16 protein-coding genes and 3 pseudogenes are annotated in these 19,275 nt (G+C 62.6%); 12 read left to right on the forward strand and 7 right to left on the reverse strand.

Going from position 1 to position 19,275, the window contains the following annotated elements; genetic code table 11:
- The 4 genes and pseudogenes from I5W_RS26865 to I5W_RS26880 all read right to left on the reverse strand — a co-directional run.
- Nucleotides 1-193 (reverse strand): annotated as a pseudogene (locus I5W_RS26865) (ABC transporter substrate-binding protein); the annotation flags it as partial.
- A 3-nt stretch (nucleotides 194-196) separates the two neighbouring features.
- Nucleotides 197-1,036: a pantoate--beta-alanine ligase gene (gene panC, locus I5W_RS26870; protein ID WP_017451673.1), complete on the reverse strand. Its 840-nt coding sequence runs from the start codon at nucleotides 1,034-1,036 to the stop codon at nucleotides 197-199.
- Between the two features lie 78 nt (nucleotides 1,037-1,114).
- Nucleotides 1,115-2,011, reverse strand: coding sequence for a segregation and condensation protein A (locus I5W_RS26875; RefSeq protein ID WP_017451674.1), 897 nt, complete (start codon nucleotides 2,009-2,011; stop codon nucleotides 1,115-1,117).
- A gap of 9 nt (nucleotides 2,012-2,020) precedes the next feature.
- Nucleotides 2,021-2,224 (reverse strand): DUF3460 family protein, encoded by a 204-nt coding sequence (locus I5W_RS26880; RefSeq protein WP_017451675.1) that lies wholly within the window; start codon nucleotides 2,222-2,224, stop codon nucleotides 2,021-2,023.
- A gap of 71 nt (nucleotides 2,225-2,295) precedes the next feature.
- Here I5W_RS26880 and I5W_RS26885 point away from each other — a divergent pair, with 71 nt between their 5' ends.
- On the forward strand, nucleotides 2,296-2,823 hold the full coding sequence (locus I5W_RS26885; protein ID WP_044531559.1) for an outer membrane protein assembly factor BamE: 528 nt from the start codon (nucleotides 2,296-2,298) through the stop codon (nucleotides 2,821-2,823).
- A 12-nt stretch (nucleotides 2,824-2,835) separates the two neighbouring features.
- Here the strand turns inward: I5W_RS26885 and I5W_RS26890 are convergent, their stop codons facing one another.
- A complete protein-coding gene (locus tag I5W_RS26890; protein WP_044531560.1) occupies nucleotides 2,836-3,666 on the reverse strand; it encodes a carbohydrate ABC transporter permease in 831 nt (276 codons plus the stop codon).
- 86 nt (nucleotides 3,667-3,752) lie between these two features.
- Between I5W_RS26890 and I5W_RS30625 the strand changes: the two are divergent.
- Nucleotides 3,753-3,938: pseudogene (locus I5W_RS30625) on the forward strand (EamA family transporter); the annotation flags it as partial.
- A 5-nt stretch (nucleotides 3,939-3,943) separates the two neighbouring features.
- Here the strand turns inward: I5W_RS30625 and I5W_RS26895 are convergent.
- A pseudogene (locus tag I5W_RS26895) lies at nucleotides 3,944-5,360 on the reverse strand (aminotransferase-like domain-containing protein).
- Between the two features lie 336 nt (nucleotides 5,361-5,696).
- Here I5W_RS26895 and I5W_RS26900 point away from each other — a divergent pair.
- The 10 genes from I5W_RS26900 (at nucleotide 5,697) to I5W_RS26945 (ending at nucleotide 18,407) form a co-directional block, all read left to right on the forward strand.
- Complete coding sequence (locus tag I5W_RS26900; protein ID WP_044531562.1) at nucleotides 5,697-7,025, forward strand: aspartate aminotransferase family protein; 1,329 nt, start codon at nucleotides 5,697-5,699, stop codon at nucleotides 7,023-7,025.
- Nucleotides 7,026-7,052: 27 nt separating this feature from the next.
- A complete protein-coding gene (locus I5W_RS26905) occupies nucleotides 7,053-8,546 on the forward strand; it encodes a CoA-acylating methylmalonate-semialdehyde dehydrogenase (protein WP_044531563.1) in 1,494 nt (497 codons plus the stop codon).
- 578 nt (nucleotides 8,547-9,124) lie between these two features.
- Nucleotides 9,125-10,318 carry an ABC transporter substrate-binding protein gene (locus I5W_RS26910; RefSeq protein WP_044531564.1) on the forward strand — a complete coding sequence of 398 codons (1,194 nt, stop codon included), beginning with the start codon at nucleotides 9,125-9,127 and terminating at the stop codon, nucleotides 10,316-10,318.
- A gap of 84 nt (nucleotides 10,319-10,402) precedes the next feature.
- Nucleotides 10,403-11,269, forward strand: coding sequence for a branched-chain amino acid ABC transporter permease (locus tag I5W_RS26915; RefSeq protein WP_044531565.1), 867 nt, complete (start codon nucleotides 10,403-10,405; stop codon nucleotides 11,267-11,269).
- A gap of 32 nt (nucleotides 11,270-11,301) precedes the next feature.
- Nucleotides 11,302-12,300: a branched-chain amino acid ABC transporter permease gene (locus tag I5W_RS26920; protein ID WP_044531566.1), complete on the forward strand. Its 999-nt coding sequence runs from the start codon at nucleotides 11,302-11,304 to the stop codon at nucleotides 12,298-12,300.
- Nucleotides 12,297-13,064: an ABC transporter ATP-binding protein gene (locus I5W_RS26925; protein WP_044531567.1), complete on the forward strand. Its 768-nt coding sequence runs from the start codon at nucleotides 12,297-12,299 to the stop codon at nucleotides 13,062-13,064. The genes I5W_RS26920 and I5W_RS26925 overlap by 4 nt, the downstream gene beginning before the upstream one ends.
- Nucleotides 13,061-13,765 carry an ABC transporter ATP-binding protein gene (locus tag I5W_RS26930; RefSeq protein ID WP_044531568.1) on the forward strand — a complete coding sequence of 235 codons (705 nt, stop codon included), beginning with the start codon at nucleotides 13,061-13,063 and terminating at the stop codon, nucleotides 13,763-13,765. The genes I5W_RS26925 and I5W_RS26930 overlap by 4 nt, the downstream gene beginning before the upstream one ends.
- 28 nt (nucleotides 13,766-13,793) lie before the next feature.
- A complete protein-coding gene (locus tag I5W_RS26935; protein ID WP_044531569.1) occupies nucleotides 13,794-15,053 on the forward strand; it encodes a Zn-dependent hydrolase in 1,260 nt (419 codons plus the stop codon).
- A 37-nt stretch (nucleotides 15,054-15,090) separates the two neighbouring features.
- Nucleotides 15,091-16,605: a M81 family metallopeptidase gene (locus I5W_RS26940; protein ID WP_044531570.1), complete on the forward strand. Its 1,515-nt coding sequence runs from the start codon at nucleotides 15,091-15,093 to the stop codon at nucleotides 16,603-16,605.
- Between the two features lie 197 nt (nucleotides 16,606-16,802).
- On the forward strand, nucleotides 16,803-18,407 hold the full coding sequence (locus tag I5W_RS26945) for a methyl-accepting chemotaxis protein (protein ID WP_044531571.1): 1,605 nt from the start codon (nucleotides 16,803-16,805) through the stop codon (nucleotides 18,405-18,407).
- Here I5W_RS26945 and I5W_RS26950 read toward each other — a convergent pair.
- Nucleotides 18,371-19,261, reverse strand: coding sequence for a TauD/TfdA dioxygenase family protein (locus I5W_RS26950; RefSeq protein WP_026051880.1), 891 nt, complete (start codon nucleotides 19,259-19,261; stop codon nucleotides 18,371-18,373). The two genes, I5W_RS26945 and I5W_RS26950, sit on opposite strands and share 37 nt — an antisense overlap.
- Nucleotides 19,262-19,275 lie beyond the last annotated feature (14 nt).

The following is a 19,275-nucleotide window of genomic DNA, read 5'->3' on the forward strand; positions in this document are numbered from 1 at the left end:
ATCTGCGCGCCGGCCCGGCGGCATAGAGCAGTTCGGTCACGTGCGGCGCCAGGCTGATGATGCGTCTGGCCGGTTGTGCCAGTGTGACCGTCTGGCCCAGGTCATCCTGGACGGTGAGGCTGGCGTGGGCAGCACTGCTGACCAGCAGCGCTGCCGCCGCCCATGGCAGGAAAAAAAGCGCCGCCACGCGCATGGTTCAGATTTCCAGGTTGTCGATCAGGCGGGTCGCGCCCAGCTTGGCGGCCGACAACACCACCAGCGGCGTGCCTTGTTCCATGTCGGCAGCCGACGGTGCTTGCAGGTCGATACGCTTGCGCACGGCCACATAGTCCGGCTTCCAGCCTCGAGCGGCCAGGCGTTGCATGGCCAGTTGCTCGACCTGGGCCACATTGTGCTGGCCACCGCGCACTTCATTGGCCACATCGTTGAGCACCTGGTAGAGCAGCGGCGCTTCGGCGCGTTCCTCGGCAGACAGGTAGCCATTGCGCGAGGACAGCGCCAGGCCGTCCTCGGCACGATAGGTTTCGGCACCGACGATCTCGGTGGGCAGGGCGAACTGGCGCGCCATGTTGCGCACGATCATCAACTGCTGGTAATCCTTCTTGCCGAACACGGCCACGCGCGGCTGCACGCAGGAGAACAATTTCATCACCACGGTGGACACGCCGGTGAAGAAACCGGGACGGAATTCACCTTCCAGGATGTTGCCCAGGTCATTGGGCGGCTGCACCCGGTATTCCTGCGGTTCCGGGTACATGTCCTTTTCGGTCGGGGCGAAGAGCACGTAGACGCCTTCCTTCTCCAGCTTTTCGACGTCGGCCTGGAAGGTGCGCGGATACTTGTCGAAGTCCTCGTTGGGGCCGAACTGCAGGCGGTTGACGAAGATCGAGGCCACCACCGGATCGCCGTGGGTGCGCGCCAGGCGCATCAGCGAGAGATGGCCTTCATGCAGATTGCCCATGGTCGCCACGAAGGCGGTGCGCAACTGGCCGCGCAGGTGGTCGCGGAGTTCTTCGATGGAGGAAATGATTTTCATGCGGATTCTCTGGTTACGGGATGGCCGGCGCAGGTATCGTGAGTCAGCCAGCCCGGGTTTCAGGTGTGCTGCGCCCGTTCAACTGGGCGAGTAGGACAGTCTGACATAGATGGGCGCGAAGGCTTCGGCCTGGGTGATTTCGATCAGCGTTTCCTTGGCCAGCTCAAGCAGGGCGATGAAGTTGACCACCACCACCGGCACTCCGCGCGCGGGATCGAAGAGGTCGGAGAACTCCACGAAACGAGCCGACTGCAGGCGCCGCAGGATCCCTGTCATGTGCTCGCGTACCGAGAGTTCCTCGCGGCTGATGTGGTGATGCTGGGTCAGCTTGGCGCGCTTCAAGATATCGGCCCAGACCGCCTTGAGGTCATCGATGTCCACCTCCGGCCAGCGCGTGACTACGGTCTGCTCGATATGCACCTGGGTACGCACGTAGTCGCGCCCGACCTGCGGCAACTGGTCCAGCTCCTGGGCAGCCAGCTTGATCTGTTCATATTCCAGCAGACGGCGCACCAGCTCGGCACGCGGGTCTTCCGGCTCTTCGCCGGGCTCGGCCTTCTTGGCCGGCAGCAACATGCGTGACTTGATTTCGATGAGCATGGCCGCCATCAGCAGGTATTCGGCGGCCAGTTCCAGATTCTGCTTGCGGATCTGCTCGACGTATTCCAGGTACTGGGCGGTGACTTGCGCCAGCGGAATGTCCAGGATGTTGAAGTTTTGCTTGCGGATCAGGTACAGCAACAGATCCAGCGGCCCCTGAAAGGCTTCCAGGAACACTTCCAGCGCATCCGGCGGGATGTAGAGGTCATTGGGCAACTGGAACAGCGGCTCGCCGTACAGGCGTGCCAATGCCACGCCGTCGATCACGTCGGGCGTGCTGTCCTGCTGTCCTGCGGGAGTGATATCGATGGCGTCGGCGCTGGGTTCCGCGCCGGCCTGGCCGGCGGGTTCGGCGCCACCTGCTGGAACGGTCATGCCAATAGCTTAGTGGTTCTGGTAGACGTAGGGCTGTTGCGCCACGCGCGAGGCCTTGTCACGGGCAGTCTTGTCCAGATCCAGCGGCTCCTTGTCCCACAGCAGGGCACGGCCGGCGCGTTGGGACTCTTCCAGCTTCGGGTTCTTCGTCTTCAGTTCGTCGATGAACTGGGTGATTTCAGATACGTAGGTGGTCTTTTTTCCGAAGAGCATGATATTTTCAGGCCAAATGTTACACAGAAGCCGTATTTTACCTTGTCTTCATCAGGGATAATCAATTACCTATGCGTGAACCTTTATTCACCTGCCTGCGCCGCCATGCCGGCAAATGCGGGGCTTTTCTTGTCGCTTTGGCCATGGTCGGCTGCGACCGCAATGGCAATCCCATCGAGGAGTTTGGTTTGGACAAGTTGCAAAAGGGCATTTCCAGCGAAGCCGACGTGCGCGGCGTGATGGGGCAGCCCGATACCGTCTGGGAGGACGGCGGGGGCGCCAGGACGCTGGAATATCCCAAGGGACCGGAAGGCATCCGTACCTGGATGTTCGCCATCGGCGCCTCCGGCACCTTGCTCGACTACCGCCAGGTGCTGACCCAGGAGCATTTCGACACCATCCGTGCCGGCATGACCGCCGACCAGATCCGCCGCGAGTTTGGCCGCCCGCGCAGCGTGGTGCAGTTTGCCCGCAAGAATGAGGAAGTGTGGGACTGGAAATATCACTACGTGCATGAGGACCGGCTCTTCAACGTTCATTTCGACATGAATACCAGGCAGGTGGTGCGCACCTCGATTTCCGAAATTTCGGGCCATTGAGGCCCGGCCGCTTCAGCGTATCCCCGCCCGCATGAACGATTGCACGAACTGCCGCTGGAACAGCAGGAACGCCAGCAACAGTGGCGCCGAGGTCATCAGCGTGGCGGCCGTGATGATGGACCAGTCCACCCCTTGGTCGGTGGAGGAAAACACCTGCAAGCCCACCGTCAACGGGCGCGACTCCACCGAATTGGTCGCGATCAGCGGCCACAGGAAGTTGTTCCAGTGCGTGCTCACCGACACCAGCCCGAAGGCGATGTAGATGGGTTTGGCCAGCGGTACGTACACCTGCATCAGGATCTGCCAGGGCGAGGCGCCCTCGACGGTGGCTGCTTCATCCAGTTCGCGCGGCACTGTCTTGAAGGTCTGGCGCAATAAAAAGATGCCGAAAGCCGAGGCGAAGTAGGGCAGGCCGATGGCGAGGATGGTGTCGCGCAGGCCTAGCAGGTTCATGGTCTGGTAGTTCTCCACGATCAGGATGTCGGGCATCACCATCAATTGCAGCAGCACCAGCATGAACATCACATTGCTGCCCCGGAACGTGAAGCGGGCAAAGGCATACGCCGCCAGGGTGGCCAGCACCAGTTGCGCGGCCAGGATCATCGTTACCAGCAGGAAGGTATTGAGGAAATAGCGCGGGAAGGGCGCGGCCTGCCAGGCGTTGGCGAAGTTCTGCAAGGTCAGTGGCGCACCCAGGACCAGGCGCGTGGCATAGGCAGCCGGATGGAAGGCGGTCCACAGGGCATACAGCAGCGGTAGCAGCCACAGCAGCGCCAGTACCCAGGCGGAGATGGTTTCCAGCGCGCGATGGCGCTCGGCGAAGGGAGAAGTGGGCGCGATCATTGATAATGGGTCCGGCGATCAAGTACACGAAACTTCACTAGCGCGATCAGCCCCAGTAGTGCCAATAGCACTCCTTCTTCGTCCAGAACTATGCTGCGGCACGCACAAGTCCGTCACGCGTGGCCTTGCTGATGGGTAGCGAGCCACTTTGGGGTGCGCTCATCGCCGTCATCTGGATGAAGGAGCACATGTCCTTGCAGGGTTGGATAGGCGGCTTGCTGATCGTGAGCTCCACATGGCTGGTGTTGCGCCCTGGGCGTCGGTCACCTTAGGCGGCCTACAACCCCCGCAAAAAATCAAACAACTCCGGCACATCCGCATACCCCACATTGAAGCGGAAACTGGTCTTGTGCGGCGCCGACAGATGAAAGAAATCCCCCGGTGCCAGCCAGATCCCCTTCTGCCGGGCGCGGTCTGCAATCTCGCGTGCCGACAACTCGCACCCTTCGATGGTCGCCCAGCTGAACATGCCGCCGCGCGCTGCCGTAAAGGGGGTCAGCCCGACCTCGGTAAGCTTGGCATTCAAGGTCGCCTGGGCATTGAGCAAGGTGGCGTTGAGGGTCTGCACATGGCGGCGGTGATGACCTTCGGTCAGCACGTTATGCACCAGGCGCTCGTTGATTTCGGAGTTGGTCAACGTCAACACCATCTTGGTATGCACGATCTGCCGCACCAGTTCACGCTGGCAGGCGATATAGCCCACCCGTAGCGAGGGCGCGATGGTCTTGGAATAGCTGCCCACGTAGATCACCCGCTGCAAGCCATCCAGTGCGGCCAGCATGGGGTCGGTGGCCTGGCCGAGTTCGCGGAAGATGTCATCTTCCACTACCCAGAAACCATGCCGCTCGGCTGCCTGCAGCACGCGCATGGCACAGGCCGGGGTGTAGGACGTGCCCGTGGGGTTCTGCAAGACGCTGGTGGTGAAGAACATCTTGGGGTGGTGCGTGCGCGCCAGTGTTTCCAGTACATCGGTATCGACCCCGCCCGGGGTGCGCGGCACGCCGATCACGTTCAAGCCCGCCAGGCGCAGCATGGCGATCAGGTTGCAGTAGCCGGGGTCGTCGATGAGGACCGTGTCGCCGGGCTGGGTCATGGTGCGGATCACCAGGTCCAGCGCCTGGGTGGCGCCGTGGGTGGTCAGCACCTGCTCGATGCCCAGTTCCAGCGACCAGTGGCCAAGGAATTGCGTGATCAACTGACGCAGCGGGGCATAGCCGTAGGGGTGGCCATAGCCGACTTGCTGCGCGCCGGGCGAGCGGATGATGCGGCGCTCGGCTTGGTGCAGGCCTTCGTCGTTGAGCCACTTGCCGGGCAACCAGCCGCAGCCGGCCTTGATGGGGACGCGCTCATCGGCAAACATTTCCGAGAGCAGCCAGGCCGAGTCGATCACCGGTTCGGGTGGCACGAAGACCGCACGCGGTCCCGATTGCCCGGCCCGGGCAGCGACAAAGAAGCCCGCCCCACGCCGCGCCAGCAATATGCCACGCGCCACCAGTTGTTCATAGGCTTCCACCACGGTGGAGGCGCCGATGGCGTGGCTGTGGGCGAACTGGCGTACCGAGGGCAGGCGTTCGCCCGAGCGCAGTTCGCCGGCTTCGATCAAGCCGGCCAGGCCGTCGGCGACCTGTTCCACAGGCGGGGCGAGGTGTTGCGTTGCAGGTCCAGTTGCAGCGTGCGCGTGCCGGCTTGGCCATGTCATCCTTTCGGGCAGGGGTGTGCTTGCCTACCACTGTATTACTGAAAATGAGCGATGTGTATCGTTTAATCGGCAACTGTATTGCTCATCGGATCAGCCCATCCTGCTCTGCCGATCCAGCGCCAAATAAGGGCTGATAGCGGGACATGGAAGCTAACACCAGGAGTGCCGAAGAGAAAGTTTATCGCCGCCCAGGACAATACAGTTCATTAACACTGACAATACAGTTTCAGAGCAAAATCAAAAGTGTATCTAACAATACTGCCCCTGTCTGGCAATAATCAAGCACTCTTATTCTGTTTCCTTCATTTCTCCATTTTCCACGGTGCCTGCCATGTCCAGCCAAGACCCATCGCATCCCTCCAGCCTGTCGGCCTACTGGATGCCCTTCACCGCCAACCGCAATTTCAAGGCCGCGCCGCGCATGTTGGTGTCGGCCGAAGGGATGCATTACCGCGACGATGCCGGCAATGCCATCCTGGACGGCACGGCCGGCCTGTGGTGCGTGCCGCTGGGCCACGCCCATCCCAAGATCGTGTCCGCCGTGCAGAAGTCGGTGGCCACGCTGGACTACGCCCCCTCCTTCCAGTTGGGCCACCCGAGCGCCTTCGAACTGGCCGAGCGCTTGAAAGCCTATACCGGCAACCGCTTTGCGCACGTGTTCTATACCGGCTCCGGCTCGGAATCGGTGGATACCGCCCTCAAGATCGCCCTGGCCTATCATCGCGCCAAAGGCAATGCCACCCGCACCCGCCTGATCGGTCGCGAGCGCGGCTATCACGGCGTGGGCTTCGGCGGTATGTCGGTGGGCGGCATCGGCGGCAACCGCAAGACCTTCAGCACCGCACTGCTGCCGGGCGTGGACCATCTGCCGCATACCCACAACCTGGAAAAGAACGCCTTCACCAAGGGCGAGCCGGAGTACGGCGCACACTTAGCCGATGAGCTGGAACGCCTGGTCACCCTGCACGACGCCTCCAACATCGCCGCCGTGATCGTGGAACCGGTGGCCGGCTCCACCGGCGTGCTGATCCCGCCCAAGGGCTACCTCAAGCGCCTGCGCGAAATCTGCACCAAGCACGGCATCCTGTTGATCTTCGATGAAGTCATCACCGGCTTCGGCCGCCTGGGGACGCCCTTTGCGTCGGACTACTTCGATGTCGAACCGGATATCTTCACCACCGCCAAGGGCTTGACCAATGGCGTGGTGCCGATGGGTGCAGTGTTCGTGAAGAAGGAAATCCACGATGCCTTCATGAACGGCCCGGACGGCATCGAGCTGTTCCACGGCTATACCTATTCCGGCCACCCACTGGCCTGCGCGGCCGGCCTGGCTTCGCTGGAGGTGTTCCAGACCGAGGGCGTGCTGGAGAATGCCCAAGCGGTGGCGGACTATTTCCAGGAAGCCGCGCACGCCCTGCGCGGCCTGCCGCACGTGATCGACGTGCGTACCATTGGCCTGATCGCCGGCATCGAGCTGTCCTCCATTCCCGGCCGCGTCGGTGCCCGCGCCTATGACGCCTTCGTGCGTGCCTTCAATGACGGCATCCTGATCCGCGTGACCGGCGACATCATCGCGCTGTCGCCGCCGTTGATCATCAACAAGCAGCAGATCGACGAACTGTTCGGCAAGCTGGCGGCCATCCTCAAGACCCTGGCCTGATCCCACATCACAACGCAAGAAAGATTCATGGAAAAGATTGCACACTACATCGGCGGCCAGCGCGTCGATACCAAGAGCGGACGTTACGCCGATGTCTTCAACCCGGCGCAAGGCGTGCCGGTGGCGCAGGTGGCGCTGGGTACGAGCGACGAAGTCGATGCCGCAGTGAAGGCCGGCGTGGCTGCTTTCCCGGCCTGGTCCAACACCCCGCCACTGACGCGCGCGCGCGTGCTGTTTCGCTTCCTGCACCTGATCCAGCAACGCGCCGATGACTTTGCCCGCATCATCGTGCGCGAGCATGGCAAGACCTTCTCGGACGCCCAGGGCGAAGTGGCGCGCGGCATCGAGATCGTCGAGTTCGCCGCCGGTATCCCGCAGATGCTCAAGGGCGAATACACCGACCAGATCGCCCGCGGCATCGACGCCTGGTCGATGCGCCAGGCGCTGGGCGTGGTGGCCGGCATCACGCCGTTCAACTTCCCGGCGATGGTGCCGATGTGGATGTTCCCCATCGCCATTGCCTGTGGCAACTGCTTCGTGTTGAAACCTTCCGAGCGCGATCCTTCGGCTGCGCTCCTGATCGCCGATCTGTTGCAGGAAGCCGGCCTGCCCGATGGCGTCTTCAACGTGGTGCAGGGTGACAAGGTGACCGTGGACGCCCTGCTGGATCACCCGCAGGTGAAAGCCATCAGCTTCGTCGGCTCGACCCCGATTGCCGAATACATCTACGCCCGTGGCTCGGCCAAGGGCAAGCGCGTGCAAGCCCTGGGCGGCGCCAAGAACCACATGGTGGTGATGCCCGATGCCGACATGCAACTGGCTGTGGATGCCCTCATGGGCGCGGCCTACGGCTCGGCTGGCGAGCGCTGCATGGCGATCTCGGTGGCGGTAGCCGTGGGCAGCGCCGGTGATGAACTGGTCGCGGCCCTGGCCGAACGCACCCGCGCGCTGAAGATCAATGAAGGCATGGCGGCCGGGGCCGAGATGGGCCCGGTGGTCACCGCCGCTGCCAAGGAACGCATCGAAGGCTTGATCGGCCGTGGCGTCGAGGAAGGCGCGACGCTGGTGGTCGATGGCCGCGGCTACCAGGTGCCCGGCTTCGAGAAAGGCTTCTTCGTTGGCGGTACTTTGCTCGATCGCGTCACGCCGGAAATGACGGTGTACAAGGAAGAAATCTTTGGTCCGGTACTGTGCGTGCTGCGCTGCCCGGACATCGCCAGCGCGGTGGAACTGATCAACGCGCATGAGTATGGCAATGGCGTGGCGGTCTATACCCGCGATGGCGGCGTGGCGCGCGAGTTCGTGCGCCAGATCGAAGTAGGCATGGTGGGGGTGAATGTGCCGCTGCCGGTGCCGATGGCCTTCAGCAGCTTCGGCGGCTGGAAGCGCAGCCTGTTCGGCGACCACCACATGTACGGGCCGGAAGGCGTACGCTTCTATACCCGGGCCAAGGCAGTGATGCAGCGCTGGCCCAATACGGCCAGCGCCGGTGCGGAATTCGCTTTCCCGCAGATGAAATAATCAGGATCAACGGCATGAAATTTTCATGCCGTTTTTCTTTGGCGCGCAGGTATGATGCAAGAGCTGGCCGGCACATGGCCATCGTGTTGTTGGTGCAGAAAACGTCAGGCGCGGTGCAGAAGACTTCAGCCTTCCCCAGCCCGCAAGAAAGACATTGCGGGCCTGCACCAAAAGTAAGAAAACTTAAAAAACCAGACCGTCGTGGCAGACCGGTGGACACACACCGGCAGCACGGGAGAACGGCAACATAACGTAGGAGACCCGCTCATCGGAGCGGCAGGAGGAGCCCCATGATGGCTTACGCCATGCGGCGCAAGGCGCGCTGCTGCAGCGTTTTTTCATCGTCACGACACTGCCTTGCGCCATGCGCATCAGGCAGTGCATCCCTATTGACCGGATCCTTTCCGCCCGTTCGCGGCGCAGGCTTTCACACGTCCACGCCATCTTCACTGCCCATCGCTTCCTAAGTTTTAGGGGAAAGCATGGGCATGGAACTTGCGTTGGCAAGCGGTAATGCAGTGTTGCGTAATTTCCATGGATGTCATCTTTCAATCGTTCGCTTCGAGGGAGAAACAAGCATGATCAGCCGTCGCAATTTCCTGAAACTGTCTGCACTGGCCGCGCCCGGCGCACTGAGCTATCACGATGTGTGGGCCCAGGCCGAGAGCATCGCCTTCGGCTGTCCGGTGCCGATGTCCGGCCCCTTCGCCGCCAATGGCAAGTTCGCCGACATGGGCATGAAGCTGGCCCTGCAGAAATACGGCAAGGTGCTCGGCAAGAGCACCAGCTATGTCACCCTCGACACCGAAGGCAAGCCGGCCACCGCCGTACGCAAGATGCAGGAAACCATCGAGAAGGGCACGCGCTTCTTTGCCGGTGGCATCCTCTCCGGCGAAGCACTGGCCATGGGCAAGGAAGCCGACAAGGCCGGTGCGGTCTTCATCACCACCGCCGGCGCCGATGAAATCACCGGCAGCGATTGCAACCGCGCCACCTTCCGCTGGTCGGTGCCGACCTTTGGCGCCATTGAACAGACCGTGCGCCCGCTCTTGGAAAAGCTGCCCAATGCCAAGCGCTGGTACACCATCACGCCGCAATACGTATTCGGCGAAGGCTTGCTGTCGGCGGCCAAGAATATCTTCAAGGAAAAGGGTATCGAGCACGTGGGCAACAGCTACCACTCGCTGACCGAAAAGGAATTCTCCGGCTACCTCACCAATGCCATCGCGGCCAAGCCGGACGTGCTGCTATTGCTGAACTTCGGTTCACAATCCTCGGACACCTTGCGCCAGGCGGTCAGCTTCGGTATGAAGAACAATTGCACCATCCTCATGGCCTGGGCCTCGGGGCTGGAACAGTTCGAGGCGCTGGGCGCGGATATCTGCGAGGGCGTCTACTTCGGCGCGCAATACTGGCACGGCATCGACGCGCCCTTCAACAAGGAATTCGTCAAGCTGGTCAACGACAACCTGAAGATCGATCCCAACTACAGCCTGGCCGGCTCCTACATCTGTACCAAGATCATCCTGGAGGCCATCCTCAAGGCCAACAGCACCGATCCCAAGGCGGTGATCGCAGCCATGGAAGGCATGAAGTACGAAGGCCTGACCGGTACCGAGGAAATCCGCAAGGGCGATCATCAGGTCATCAAGAACTACTACCTGCTCAAGGGCAAGGCCAAGGCGAAGATGGCCAACAAGAACGACTATGCAGACATCGTCTCTTCCGGCAAGTCGTTCCTGGCGCTGGAGAAGACGCAGTGCAAGCTGTGATGTCCCGCGCTTGAGATCCAAGGTCCGTCCGTCGTTCAGCGCTGCGGGCGGGCCGCGTTTGCTGCATCTTCGTCACGAGGTTCCATGAACATCTATCTGCTGCAGATCGCCAATGGCGTGGGCATCGGTATGCTCTACTTCCTGCTGGCGGTGGGCCTGTCGATCGTCTTCGGCCTGCTGCGCTTCGTCAATTTCTCGCATGGCGCCTTCTTCCTGCTGGGCGCCTACCTGTGCTTCGAGGTCACCGACCTGGGCTTGAGCTTCTGGTGGTCCTTGCTGGTGGCGCCGCTGGGGGTGGGCCTGTTCGCCTGGGTGGTGGAGCGCTTCGTGCTGCGCCATGTGTATGCCCTGCCACACCATTTCCACATCCTCTTTACGGTGGGCATGGCGCTGGTGATCCAGGAAGCGGTGATCTCGACCTGGGGACCGCTGGGCAACAATGTCTCGCCACCCGATCTGTTGCAGGGGGTGGTGATCTGGGGCAGCTTCGTCTATCCCAAGTACCGGCTCTTCGTGATCGGCCTGACGGCGGTGATGGCGCTGCTGCTGTGGTGGGTGCTGGAAGGTACGCGCCTGGGCTCGATCGTGCGCGCCGGCTCGGAATCGACCGAAATGGTCAGCCTGCTGGGCCTGAACATCAACCGCATCTTCAGCCTGGTGTTCGCCCTGGGCGCGGCCACCGCCGGGCTTGCCGGAGCGCTGGCGGCCCCCATTCGCGGCGCCGATCCCTTCATGGGCGTGGAGGCGCTGGGGATTGCTTTCGTGGTGGTGGTCATCGGTGGGCTGGGCAGTTTCTGGGGCGCGCTCATCGGCGGCATCCTGGTCGGCATCGTGCAGAGTGTGATGAGCACCGTATGGTCCGAGGGCGCACACCTGATGATCTACGTGGCGATGGCGGCAGTCATGCTGCTGCGTCCCAACGGTCTGCTGGGTCGGCCCGGCGCGGCCTGAGGCAGTTTGACGTTTTCTGCACCGAGGTTTCCATGAAACAGATTGCGTATTTCCGTTACACCCTGCTGGCGGCCGCCGTGGCTCTGCTGTTGCCGTTGCTGCTGCCCTCGGGCACGCTGGCCACCGAAGTGCTGGTGTTTGCGCTGGCCGCGCTGGGCTGCAACCTGCTGCTGGGCTATACCGGGCTGATGTCCTTCGGCCAGGGCATCTTCTTTGGGGTGGGCAGCTATACCGCAGGCGTGCTGCTGCTGCAGTGGAAGCTGGCGCTGCTGCCCGCACTGGCCCTGGCGGCGCTGGGTGGCGCACTGGTGGCGCTACTGGTGGGCTGGTTCTCGATCCGCCAGCGCGGCACCTACTTCGTCATGCTCACGCTGGCCTTTGCCCAGATGTTTTACTTCCTGGCCTATACGATGAAAGACCTCACCGGCGGCGACAACGGCTTGCTGGACATCCCGCGACCGCCGCTGTCGCTGTTCGGGCTAACGCTACTGCCCACCACGTCTTCCTGGCAGTACTACGCGGTGGTGGCCATCCTGTTCGTGCTGGTGTTCTGGCTGCTGCAACGGATGGTCGATTCGGTGCTGGGCAAGACGCTCTTGGCGGTGCGCGAAAACGAAGCGCGTGCCTCGGCACTGGGCTATGACGTGCGGCTGCTGAAGCTGGCCGCCTTCGTCATCTCGGGTGCGGTGACGGGTCTGGCCGGCGGACTGCACGCGATGATGACGGGCGTGGCGCCCTTGTCCAACATCGAATACCACACCAGCGAAGCGATCCTGGTGATGACCGTCATCGGCGGCACCGGCAACCTGTTTGCCTCGGTGCTGGGGGCAAGCTTCTACGTGCTGGTGGGCAACTGGCTTTCCACGCTGTGGCCGCGCTGGCTGATGCTGCTGGGGCTGCTGTTGATCGCGGTCAGTCTCTACATGCAGAAGGGCTTGTTCGGCCTCGCGCTGAAGATCATCGACGCCGTGCGCGGCCGCAAGGAAGACCCGGCACAGAGCACCACCGTGACCAAGGAGAAGCACTCATGAGCCGCCCCATCCTGCAAGCGGTGAACGTGACCAAGCGCTATGGCAAGTTCACCGCCGTCAATGGCATCACGCTCGATATCGAGGCCGGCACCGTGCATTCGGTGATCGGCCCCAATGGCGCGGGCAAGACCACGCTATTCCATACGCTGACCGGGACCACGCCCATCACCGAAGGCAGCATCCTGGTCGAAGGCGAAGAGGTGGCCCATCTGCCCGGCAATCGCCGGGTGCAGAAAGGTCTGGCGCGCTCCTTCCAGGTGACCAGCCTGTTCCCCAACCTGAGCGTGCGCGAGAACCTGCGACTGGCGGCGCAAGGCCGCGCTCCACTGGCGGCACTGAACCCGTGGAAACGTGCCGAACAATTCACATCCGCCTGTGCGCTGGCCGATGAGCTGCTGGCGCGCCTGTCCCTGCAGGCGGTGGCGGGGCGCGCCTGTGCAGAACTTTCACATGGCCAGCAACGCCGGCTGGAAGTGGGCATGGCCATGGCCGGGCGGCCCAAGGTGATCTTCCTGGATGAGCCGACCTCGGGCATGGGCATCGACGACATCGCCGAGATGAAGCAGCTCATCCACGGGCTGCGGCGCGACTACACGGTGGTGCTGATCGAGCACAACATGGATATCGTGATGGATATCTCGGACCGCATCACGGTGATGCAGCTGGGCCAGATCCTGGCCCAGGGCAAGCCGGCCGAGATCCGCAGTGACGAACGCGTGCGCCGGGCCTATCTCGGCAGCATGATCACCGGAGGCAAAGCATGATCCTGCAAGTACAAGACGTTCACGGCTACTATGGCAAGAGCCACATCCTGCAGGGCGTATCGCTGCAGGTCGATGCGGGCGAGGTGGTGACACTGTTGGGGCGCAATGGCGCAGGCAAGACCACTACCTTGAAGAGCATCGTCGGGGTGGTGCCGCCGGCGCAGGGACAGGTGCGGTTCGAGGGCCAGGTCATCAGTGGCCTGCCCTCCTACCAAATAGCGGCGCGCGGCGTATGCCTGGTGCCGGAGCATCGCGGCATCTTCAAGTTGCTCACCGTGGAAGAGAACCTGACCATGGCCGCGCGCAAGCAATCGGCGTGGGGACTGGAAGAGATCTATGCCATCTTCCCGCGCCTGAAGGAGCGTCGCAAGAATGGCGGTGGCCAGCTCTCCGGTGGCGAGCAGCAAATGCTGGCCATTGCGCGCGCACTGATGACGCATCCGCGCGTGCTGATGCTGGACGAACCGGTGGAAGGACTGGCGCCGGTGATCGTCGATGAGATCGTGGCGCAGATCAAGCAGATCAAGCGCACCGGGATGTCCATCATCCTGGTGGAGCAGAACCTGGAAGTGTGTACCCAATTGGCGGACCGGCACTACATCGTGGAACAGGGGCGCATCGTCTATAGCGGCAGCAATGCCGAGTTCCTGGCGGATGAGGGGGTGAAGGACCGTTACCTGGGTGTGAATCTGGCGGCCTGAACACCGCCAAACCGAACAAGGACTCGATATGGATATGAAGACCCAAGCCTCCACCCTGCGCATCGATGGCGCCCGCCTGTGGAATTCCCTGATGGAACTGGCGCAGATCGGCGGCACCTCCAAGGGTGGCGTGTGTCGCCTGGCGCTGACCGACCTCGACAAGCAGGGCCGCGACCTGGTCACTTCCTGGGCGCGCGCCGAGGGCATGAGCGTGGTAGTGGACCAGATCGGCAACATCTTCATGCGTCGCCCTGGGCGCAACAATGCGCTGCCACCGGTGATAACCGGCTCGCACATCGATACCCAACCCACCGGCGGCAAGTTCGACGGCAACTATGGCGTGCTCGCCGGCATCGAGGTGATCCGCACGCTGAACCAGCACAACATCCAGACCGAAGCCCCGATCGAGGTGGCGGTATGGACCAATGAAGAGGGCTCGCGCTTCGTGCCGGTGATGATGGGTTCCGGGGTCTTCTGCGGCGCCTTTACGCTGGAACACGCCTACCACGCCACCGACGTCGACGGCAAGAACGTGCGCGACGAACTGGAGCGCATCGGCTACATCGGCGAGCAAGTCTGCGGCGAGCATCCCATCGGCGCGTATTACGAGGCGCATATCGAACAGGGGCCGGTGCTGGAAAATGCCGATACCGTCATCGGCGTGGTGCCTGCGGTGCTGGGTCTGTCCTGGTACGACTGCACGGTGACCGGCTTCGAATCCCATGCCGGACCAACGCCGATGGAAATCCGCAAGGATGCGCTGCAGGTCTCGACCTACATCATGCAGGAGGTGGTGGCCATCGCCCATCGCTATGCACCTTATGGTCGTGGCACGGTGGGTCAGGTGCAGGTGCTGCCCAATAGCCGCAACGTCATTCCGGGGCAGGTGAAGTTTTCCATCGACCTGCGCAATGTCAGCGAGGCCTCGCTGACCCGGATGCACGAAGACCTGCTGGCCTACCTGGAAGCCATGCGCAAGAAGAGCGGGCTCTCCATCGAACTGGAACGGGTGTCCTACTTCCCGCCCTGCCCCTTCCATCCGCACTGCGTGGACAATGTGCGTGCCGCTGCCGCAGCGCTGGGTTACAAGACCATGGACGTGGTCTCGGGGGCCGGGCATGACGCCATCTATGCTGCGCGCCTGGCGCCGGCCGGCATGATCTTCGTGCCCTGCAAGGATGGGGTGTCGCACAACGAAATCGAAGACGCCCGCCCGGAGCATCTGGAAGCCGGCTGCAACGTGCTGTTGCAGGCCATGCTGGCCAGCGCGGGTGCCGTCACCGAGTAATCGGTGCATGAAAATGGATTGATGCAAAAAACTGAACATGAAGCCAAAAATCGTCATTGCACGCATGAATCACGAGACCAATACCTTCTCGCCGATTGCCACGCCCCTGGATGCCTTCGCCCCGCAATGGGATCACGCCGCCTATCTTGACCAGAAGGGCGCACGCACCGCCATGGGCGCCTTCCTCGACATGGCTGAACGGATCGGCGCCGAGATCGTCACGCCAGTGGCGGCCTGGGCCAACCCCAGCGCGGCGGTGGCAGCCGATGCCTATACGCTGATGTGCGCAGCCATCGTGCGCGCCGTCGAGGCTGGCTGCGACGCCATCCTGCTGGACCTGCACGGCGCCATGGTGGCCGAGAATGCCGACGATGGCGAAGGGGAACTGCTGGAACGCATCCGCCGCATCGCCCCGCACACACCGCTGGCGGTGGCGCTGGACCTGCATGGCAACGTCACGCAGAAGATGGTGGCCAATGCCGACATCATCGTCAGCTTCAAGACCTATCCGCATATCGACATGGCCGAGACCGGCGAACACGCGGCACGCCTGTTGCTGGCCTTGCTGCAAAAAAAATCGCAACCCACCATGGCCTGGCGTCAGGTACCGGTGCTATCGGCCACGCTGACCAGCAATACCTCGGCCTCAGCCATGCAGCGCGCGGTAGAGGCCGCCAAGGCCGCTGAGCAGGAGGCGGGGGTGCTGGCGGTATCGGTGCTGGCGGGTTTCCCGTTATCGGACTTTCGCGATGCCGGCATGTCGGTGGTCGTCGTGACCGAACATGACGCGGCGCTGGCCGATGCCGTGGCGGCACGCCTGGCCCGGCAGATCTGGGACGAACGCGCCGACTTCGTCTACGACAGCCTGCCGCTGGCGCAGTCGCTGGCGCAGGCCCGGCAATGGAGCCAGGCGCCGGGCCAGGGGCCGGTGCTGTTGCTGGACCATAGCGACAATGTCATGTCTGGCGGCACCTGCAACACCATGGACGTGCTGGAAGCAGCGTTGGCGGCCGGACTTGAAGGCATCGCCGTGGGCCCCATCAGCGACCCGGAGGCGGTCGCGCAGTTGATCCAGGCCGGGGTCGGCGCCACTGTCACACTGGCGGTTGGCAACAAGGTGGCGCTAGCGGCCCAGGGCATCGTCAAAGTGCCGCCGGTCTATACCGGCAAGGTGGTGGCCATCAGCGACGGACGCTTTACGGTCAGCGGGCCGATCTATACCGGCTCGACCTTGCAGATGGGGCGCAGCGTGCTGTTCGACATCGGCGCGGCACGCATCGTGGTCACCGAAGAACGGGTCGAGCCGTATGACCTGGGCGTGTTTACCAGCTTGGGCCTGGATCCGGCGCAGCAAGCCTTCCTGATCCTGAAGTCGCGCATGTATTGCCGTCCGGTATTTGTGCCTATCAGCCGGGCGCTGGTGGAATGCGATTCCGATAGCGGCGGGCCGACCAGCGCCAATTTCCGGCTGTTCCCGATCAAGCAGGTGCGGCGGCCTATCTATCCGCTGGATGCCGCCATGGAGTGGGATGCGGCCGCGACGGGCCACTAGCACTCATTTCCTCAATACTTTCTTTGTTTCGGTACAACGTCGGTATCAGGGCATTCCTGAGTTCTGATGCATGAACCCAGGCCTGTGTTAGCCTCGACAAGCTGTACGGATTTGCACTTCATGATTGCAACCTGCACCGGGCCCACGATCACAAAAGCCAAAGTAGCCGCCCGGGGCATTACTCAAGGGAAACGAGGATGAAAAACCTCAAGATCGGGGCACGTCTGACCATCGGCTTCATTGCATTGCTGATGTTGATGGTGGTAATGGTGGGACTGGGCGCGTGGCGCCTGGGCAGCATCGGCGATGCGACCGATGCGATGGTCCAGGTTGCACTGAAAAAGGAACGCGATGCCGTGCAATGGCACGCCGCCATCAAGGAAAACGGCGTGCGCACCTTCGCCGTGATGAAGAGCGACGACCCCGCCGTCCAGCAGTATTTCCAGAAGCAGATCGATGCGCAGTCGGCCCGGATCAGCCTGCTTCAGAAGCGCGTCGAAGAGGCCATTGCGGACCCGGAAGAAAAGCGCCTGTTCGATCAAGTCTCCCAACTGCGCGCCGCCTACCGTGATACACGCAAGAATATCTTCGACATCAAAAAGGCAGGTGACCCCACCCGCGCCCGCGAGATGACCGATACCATACTGGTCAAACTGATGGATGACTACGCCAACAGCGTGCTGCGCTATGCCGAGTTCCAGAAGAAAGTGATCGATGAGACGGCCGCCGACATCAACCACAATTACCGCTCGGGTCGCAGCATGTTGGTGATCCTGGGCGCCTGCGAACTGGTATTGGGCGCGCTGTTGGCCTGGTTGCTCACGCGCAGCATCACAGGTCCGTTGAACCAGGCGCTGGCCATTGCCCAGAGCGTGGCAGCCGGCGACCTGAGCTCGCGCATCGATAGCGATGCCCGCGACGAAACCGGTCAATTGCTCACTGCACTGAAGTCGATGAACGACAACCTGCAAGACATCGTGGGACGCGTGCGCTCAAGCACCGAGAGCATCAACGCCACCTCGCGCGAAATCGCTACCGGCAACCTGGACCTGTCAGCTCGCACCGAGCAACAGGCCGGCTCGCTGGAAGAAACCGCATCGGTGATGGAACAACTGACCTCCACCGTCAAGCAGAACGCCGACAACGCGCGCCAGGCCAACCAGTTGGCGGCCTCGGCCTCGCAGGTAGCCAGCCAGGGGGGCGCAGTGGTGGACCAGGTGGTGGCGACGATGAGCCAGATCCATGCCTCTTCCGAAAAGATCGCCGACATCATTGGCGTGATCGATGGCATCGCCTTCCAGACCAATATCCTGGCCTTGAATGCGGCCGTGGAAGCGGCACGCGCCGGCGAACAGGGACGCGGCTTTGCGGTGGTGGCCTCCGAAGTACGTTCACTGGCGCAGCGCTCGGCCTCGGCGGCCAAGGAAATCAAGCAATTGATCGATGAGTCGGTGGCCAAGGTCGGCGATGGCAGCCGGCTGGTGGCGCAGGCCGGCGACACCATGCACGAAGTCGTCCATAGTGTGGCGCGCGTGACCGAGATCGTGGGTGAAATCACGCGCGCCAGCCAGGAACAGAGTGATGGCATCGGGCAGGTCAACCTGGCCATCGCCCACATCGATGAAGCCACCCAGCAGAATGCCGCGCTGGTGGAAGAGGCCGCAGCAGCGGCCCGGTCCATGCAAGACCAGGCCGCCTCATTGACAGCATCTGTCAGCGTATTCCGTCTTGATACCAGGGTGGTAGCAACGCCACCGGCCAATCTTCAGCGCGGCACATCGCCTTCGACGGTGGTGCGATAGAGCGTGCGGCGCAGGTGTTGTGGGGTGATCGCAGCGTAGTGCTGGGTGCTGCGGTTGTCCCAGAACACCAGGTCGTGCGCTTGCCACTTGTGGGTATAAAGGTTGGACGGGCGGGTGATGTGGGCGTGCAACTCCTTGAGCAGCGCATCGCTTTCATCACGCGGGATACCCACGATATGCGAGGTGAAACCTTCGCTGACGAAGAGGATCTGGCGACCGCTTTCGGGATGGGTGATCACCACCGGATGCTCCACCGGCGGCACTTCGTCGATCTGCTGCTGGGTCAGCGGCGCGCGCCAGGGCGAGAGCTTGCGCAGGCGTTCGTAACGGTAGACGTAGGAATGCACGGCGCGTTTGCCTGCGAGCAGGGTCTTCAAGGCAGCCGGCAGGGTATCCCAGGCATCGGCGGTATTGGCGTAGAGCGTGTCACCGCGCTCGGCCGGCAATTCCTGTGAATGCAGCAGCGCGCCCAGGCTGGGCTTGGGCATGTAGGACAGGTCCGAATGCCAGTCGGCGCCGGCATCGACCAGACCGATCGGTTTGCCGTTCTCGACCACGTTGGAGACGATCAGGATTTCCGGGTGGCCAGCGAGGTGGAAGCGATTGAGCACATGCACCTGCAAAGGGCCGAAGCGGCGGCTGAAGTCGATGTGCTGCTGCGGCGTGATGCGCTGGTCGCGGAAGACCAGCACCCCGTGATTGACCAGGGCGCTGCGGATGCGGGCCAGCTCTTGAGCAGAAATCGGCAGGTTCAGGTCCAGCCCGATGATTTCGGCACCCAGCGGGGCGTCGAAGGGAAGAATCTCGAATTGTTGATGGGTCTGCTGCGTGCGTTCCAGTGTGGCGACCGACATGGGGGCTCCTGTGT

It is taken from the genome of Herbaspirillum sp. B65, from assembly GCF_000333555.1.
Lineage (GTDB): Bacteria > Pseudomonadota > Gammaproteobacteria > Burkholderiales > Burkholderiaceae_D > Herbaspirillum > Herbaspirillum rubrisubalbicans.

Bases quoted from the DNA above. Each gene is read 5' to 3' on its own strand.
- panC (WP_017451673.1), bottom strand. From the start codon at position 1,036: ATGAAAATCATTTCCTCCATCGAAGAACTCCGCGACCACCTGCGCGGC.
- I5W_RS26875 (WP_017451674.1), bottom strand. From the start codon at position 2,011: ATGACCGTTCCAGCAGGTGGCGCCGAACCCGCCGGCCAGGCCGGCGCG.
- I5W_RS26880 (WP_017451675.1), bottom strand. From the start codon at position 2,224: ATGCTCTTCGGAAAAAAGACCACCTACGTATCTGAAATCACCCAGTTC.
- I5W_RS26885 (WP_044531559.1), top strand. From the start codon at position 2,296: ATGCGTGAACCTTTATTCACCTGCCTGCGCCGCCATGCCGGCAAATGC.
- I5W_RS26890 (WP_044531560.1), bottom strand. From the start codon at position 3,666: ATGATCGCGCCCACTTCTCCCTTCGCCGAGCGCCATCGCGCGCTGGAA.
- I5W_RS26900 (WP_044531562.1), top strand. From the start codon at position 5,697: ATGTCCAGCCAAGACCCATCGCATCCCTCCAGCCTGTCGGCCTACTGG.
- I5W_RS26905 (WP_044531563.1), top strand. From the start codon at position 7,053: ATGGAAAAGATTGCACACTACATCGGCGGCCAGCGCGTCGATACCAAG.
- I5W_RS26910 (WP_044531564.1), top strand. From the start codon at position 9,125: ATGATCAGCCGTCGCAATTTCCTGAAACTGTCTGCACTGGCCGCGCCC.
- I5W_RS26915 (WP_044531565.1), top strand. From the start codon at position 10,403: ATGAACATCTATCTGCTGCAGATCGCCAATGGCGTGGGCATCGGTATG.
- I5W_RS26920 (WP_044531566.1), top strand. From the start codon at position 11,302: ATGAAACAGATTGCGTATTTCCGTTACACCCTGCTGGCGGCCGCCGTG.
- I5W_RS26925 (WP_044531567.1), top strand. From the start codon at position 12,297: ATGAGCCGCCCCATCCTGCAAGCGGTGAACGTGACCAAGCGCTATGGC.
- I5W_RS26930 (WP_044531568.1), top strand. From the start codon at position 13,061: ATGATCCTGCAAGTACAAGACGTTCACGGCTACTATGGCAAGAGCCAC.
- I5W_RS26935 (WP_044531569.1), top strand. From the start codon at position 13,794: ATGGATATGAAGACCCAAGCCTCCACCCTGCGCATCGATGGCGCCCGC.
- I5W_RS26940 (WP_044531570.1), top strand. From the start codon at position 15,091: ATGAAGCCAAAAATCGTCATTGCACGCATGAATCACGAGACCAATACC.
- I5W_RS26945 (WP_044531571.1), top strand. From the start codon at position 16,803: ATGAAAAACCTCAAGATCGGGGCACGTCTGACCATCGGCTTCATTGCA.
- I5W_RS26950 (WP_026051880.1), bottom strand. From the start codon at position 19,261: ATGTCGGTCGCCACACTGGAACGCACGCAGCAGACCCATCAACAATTC.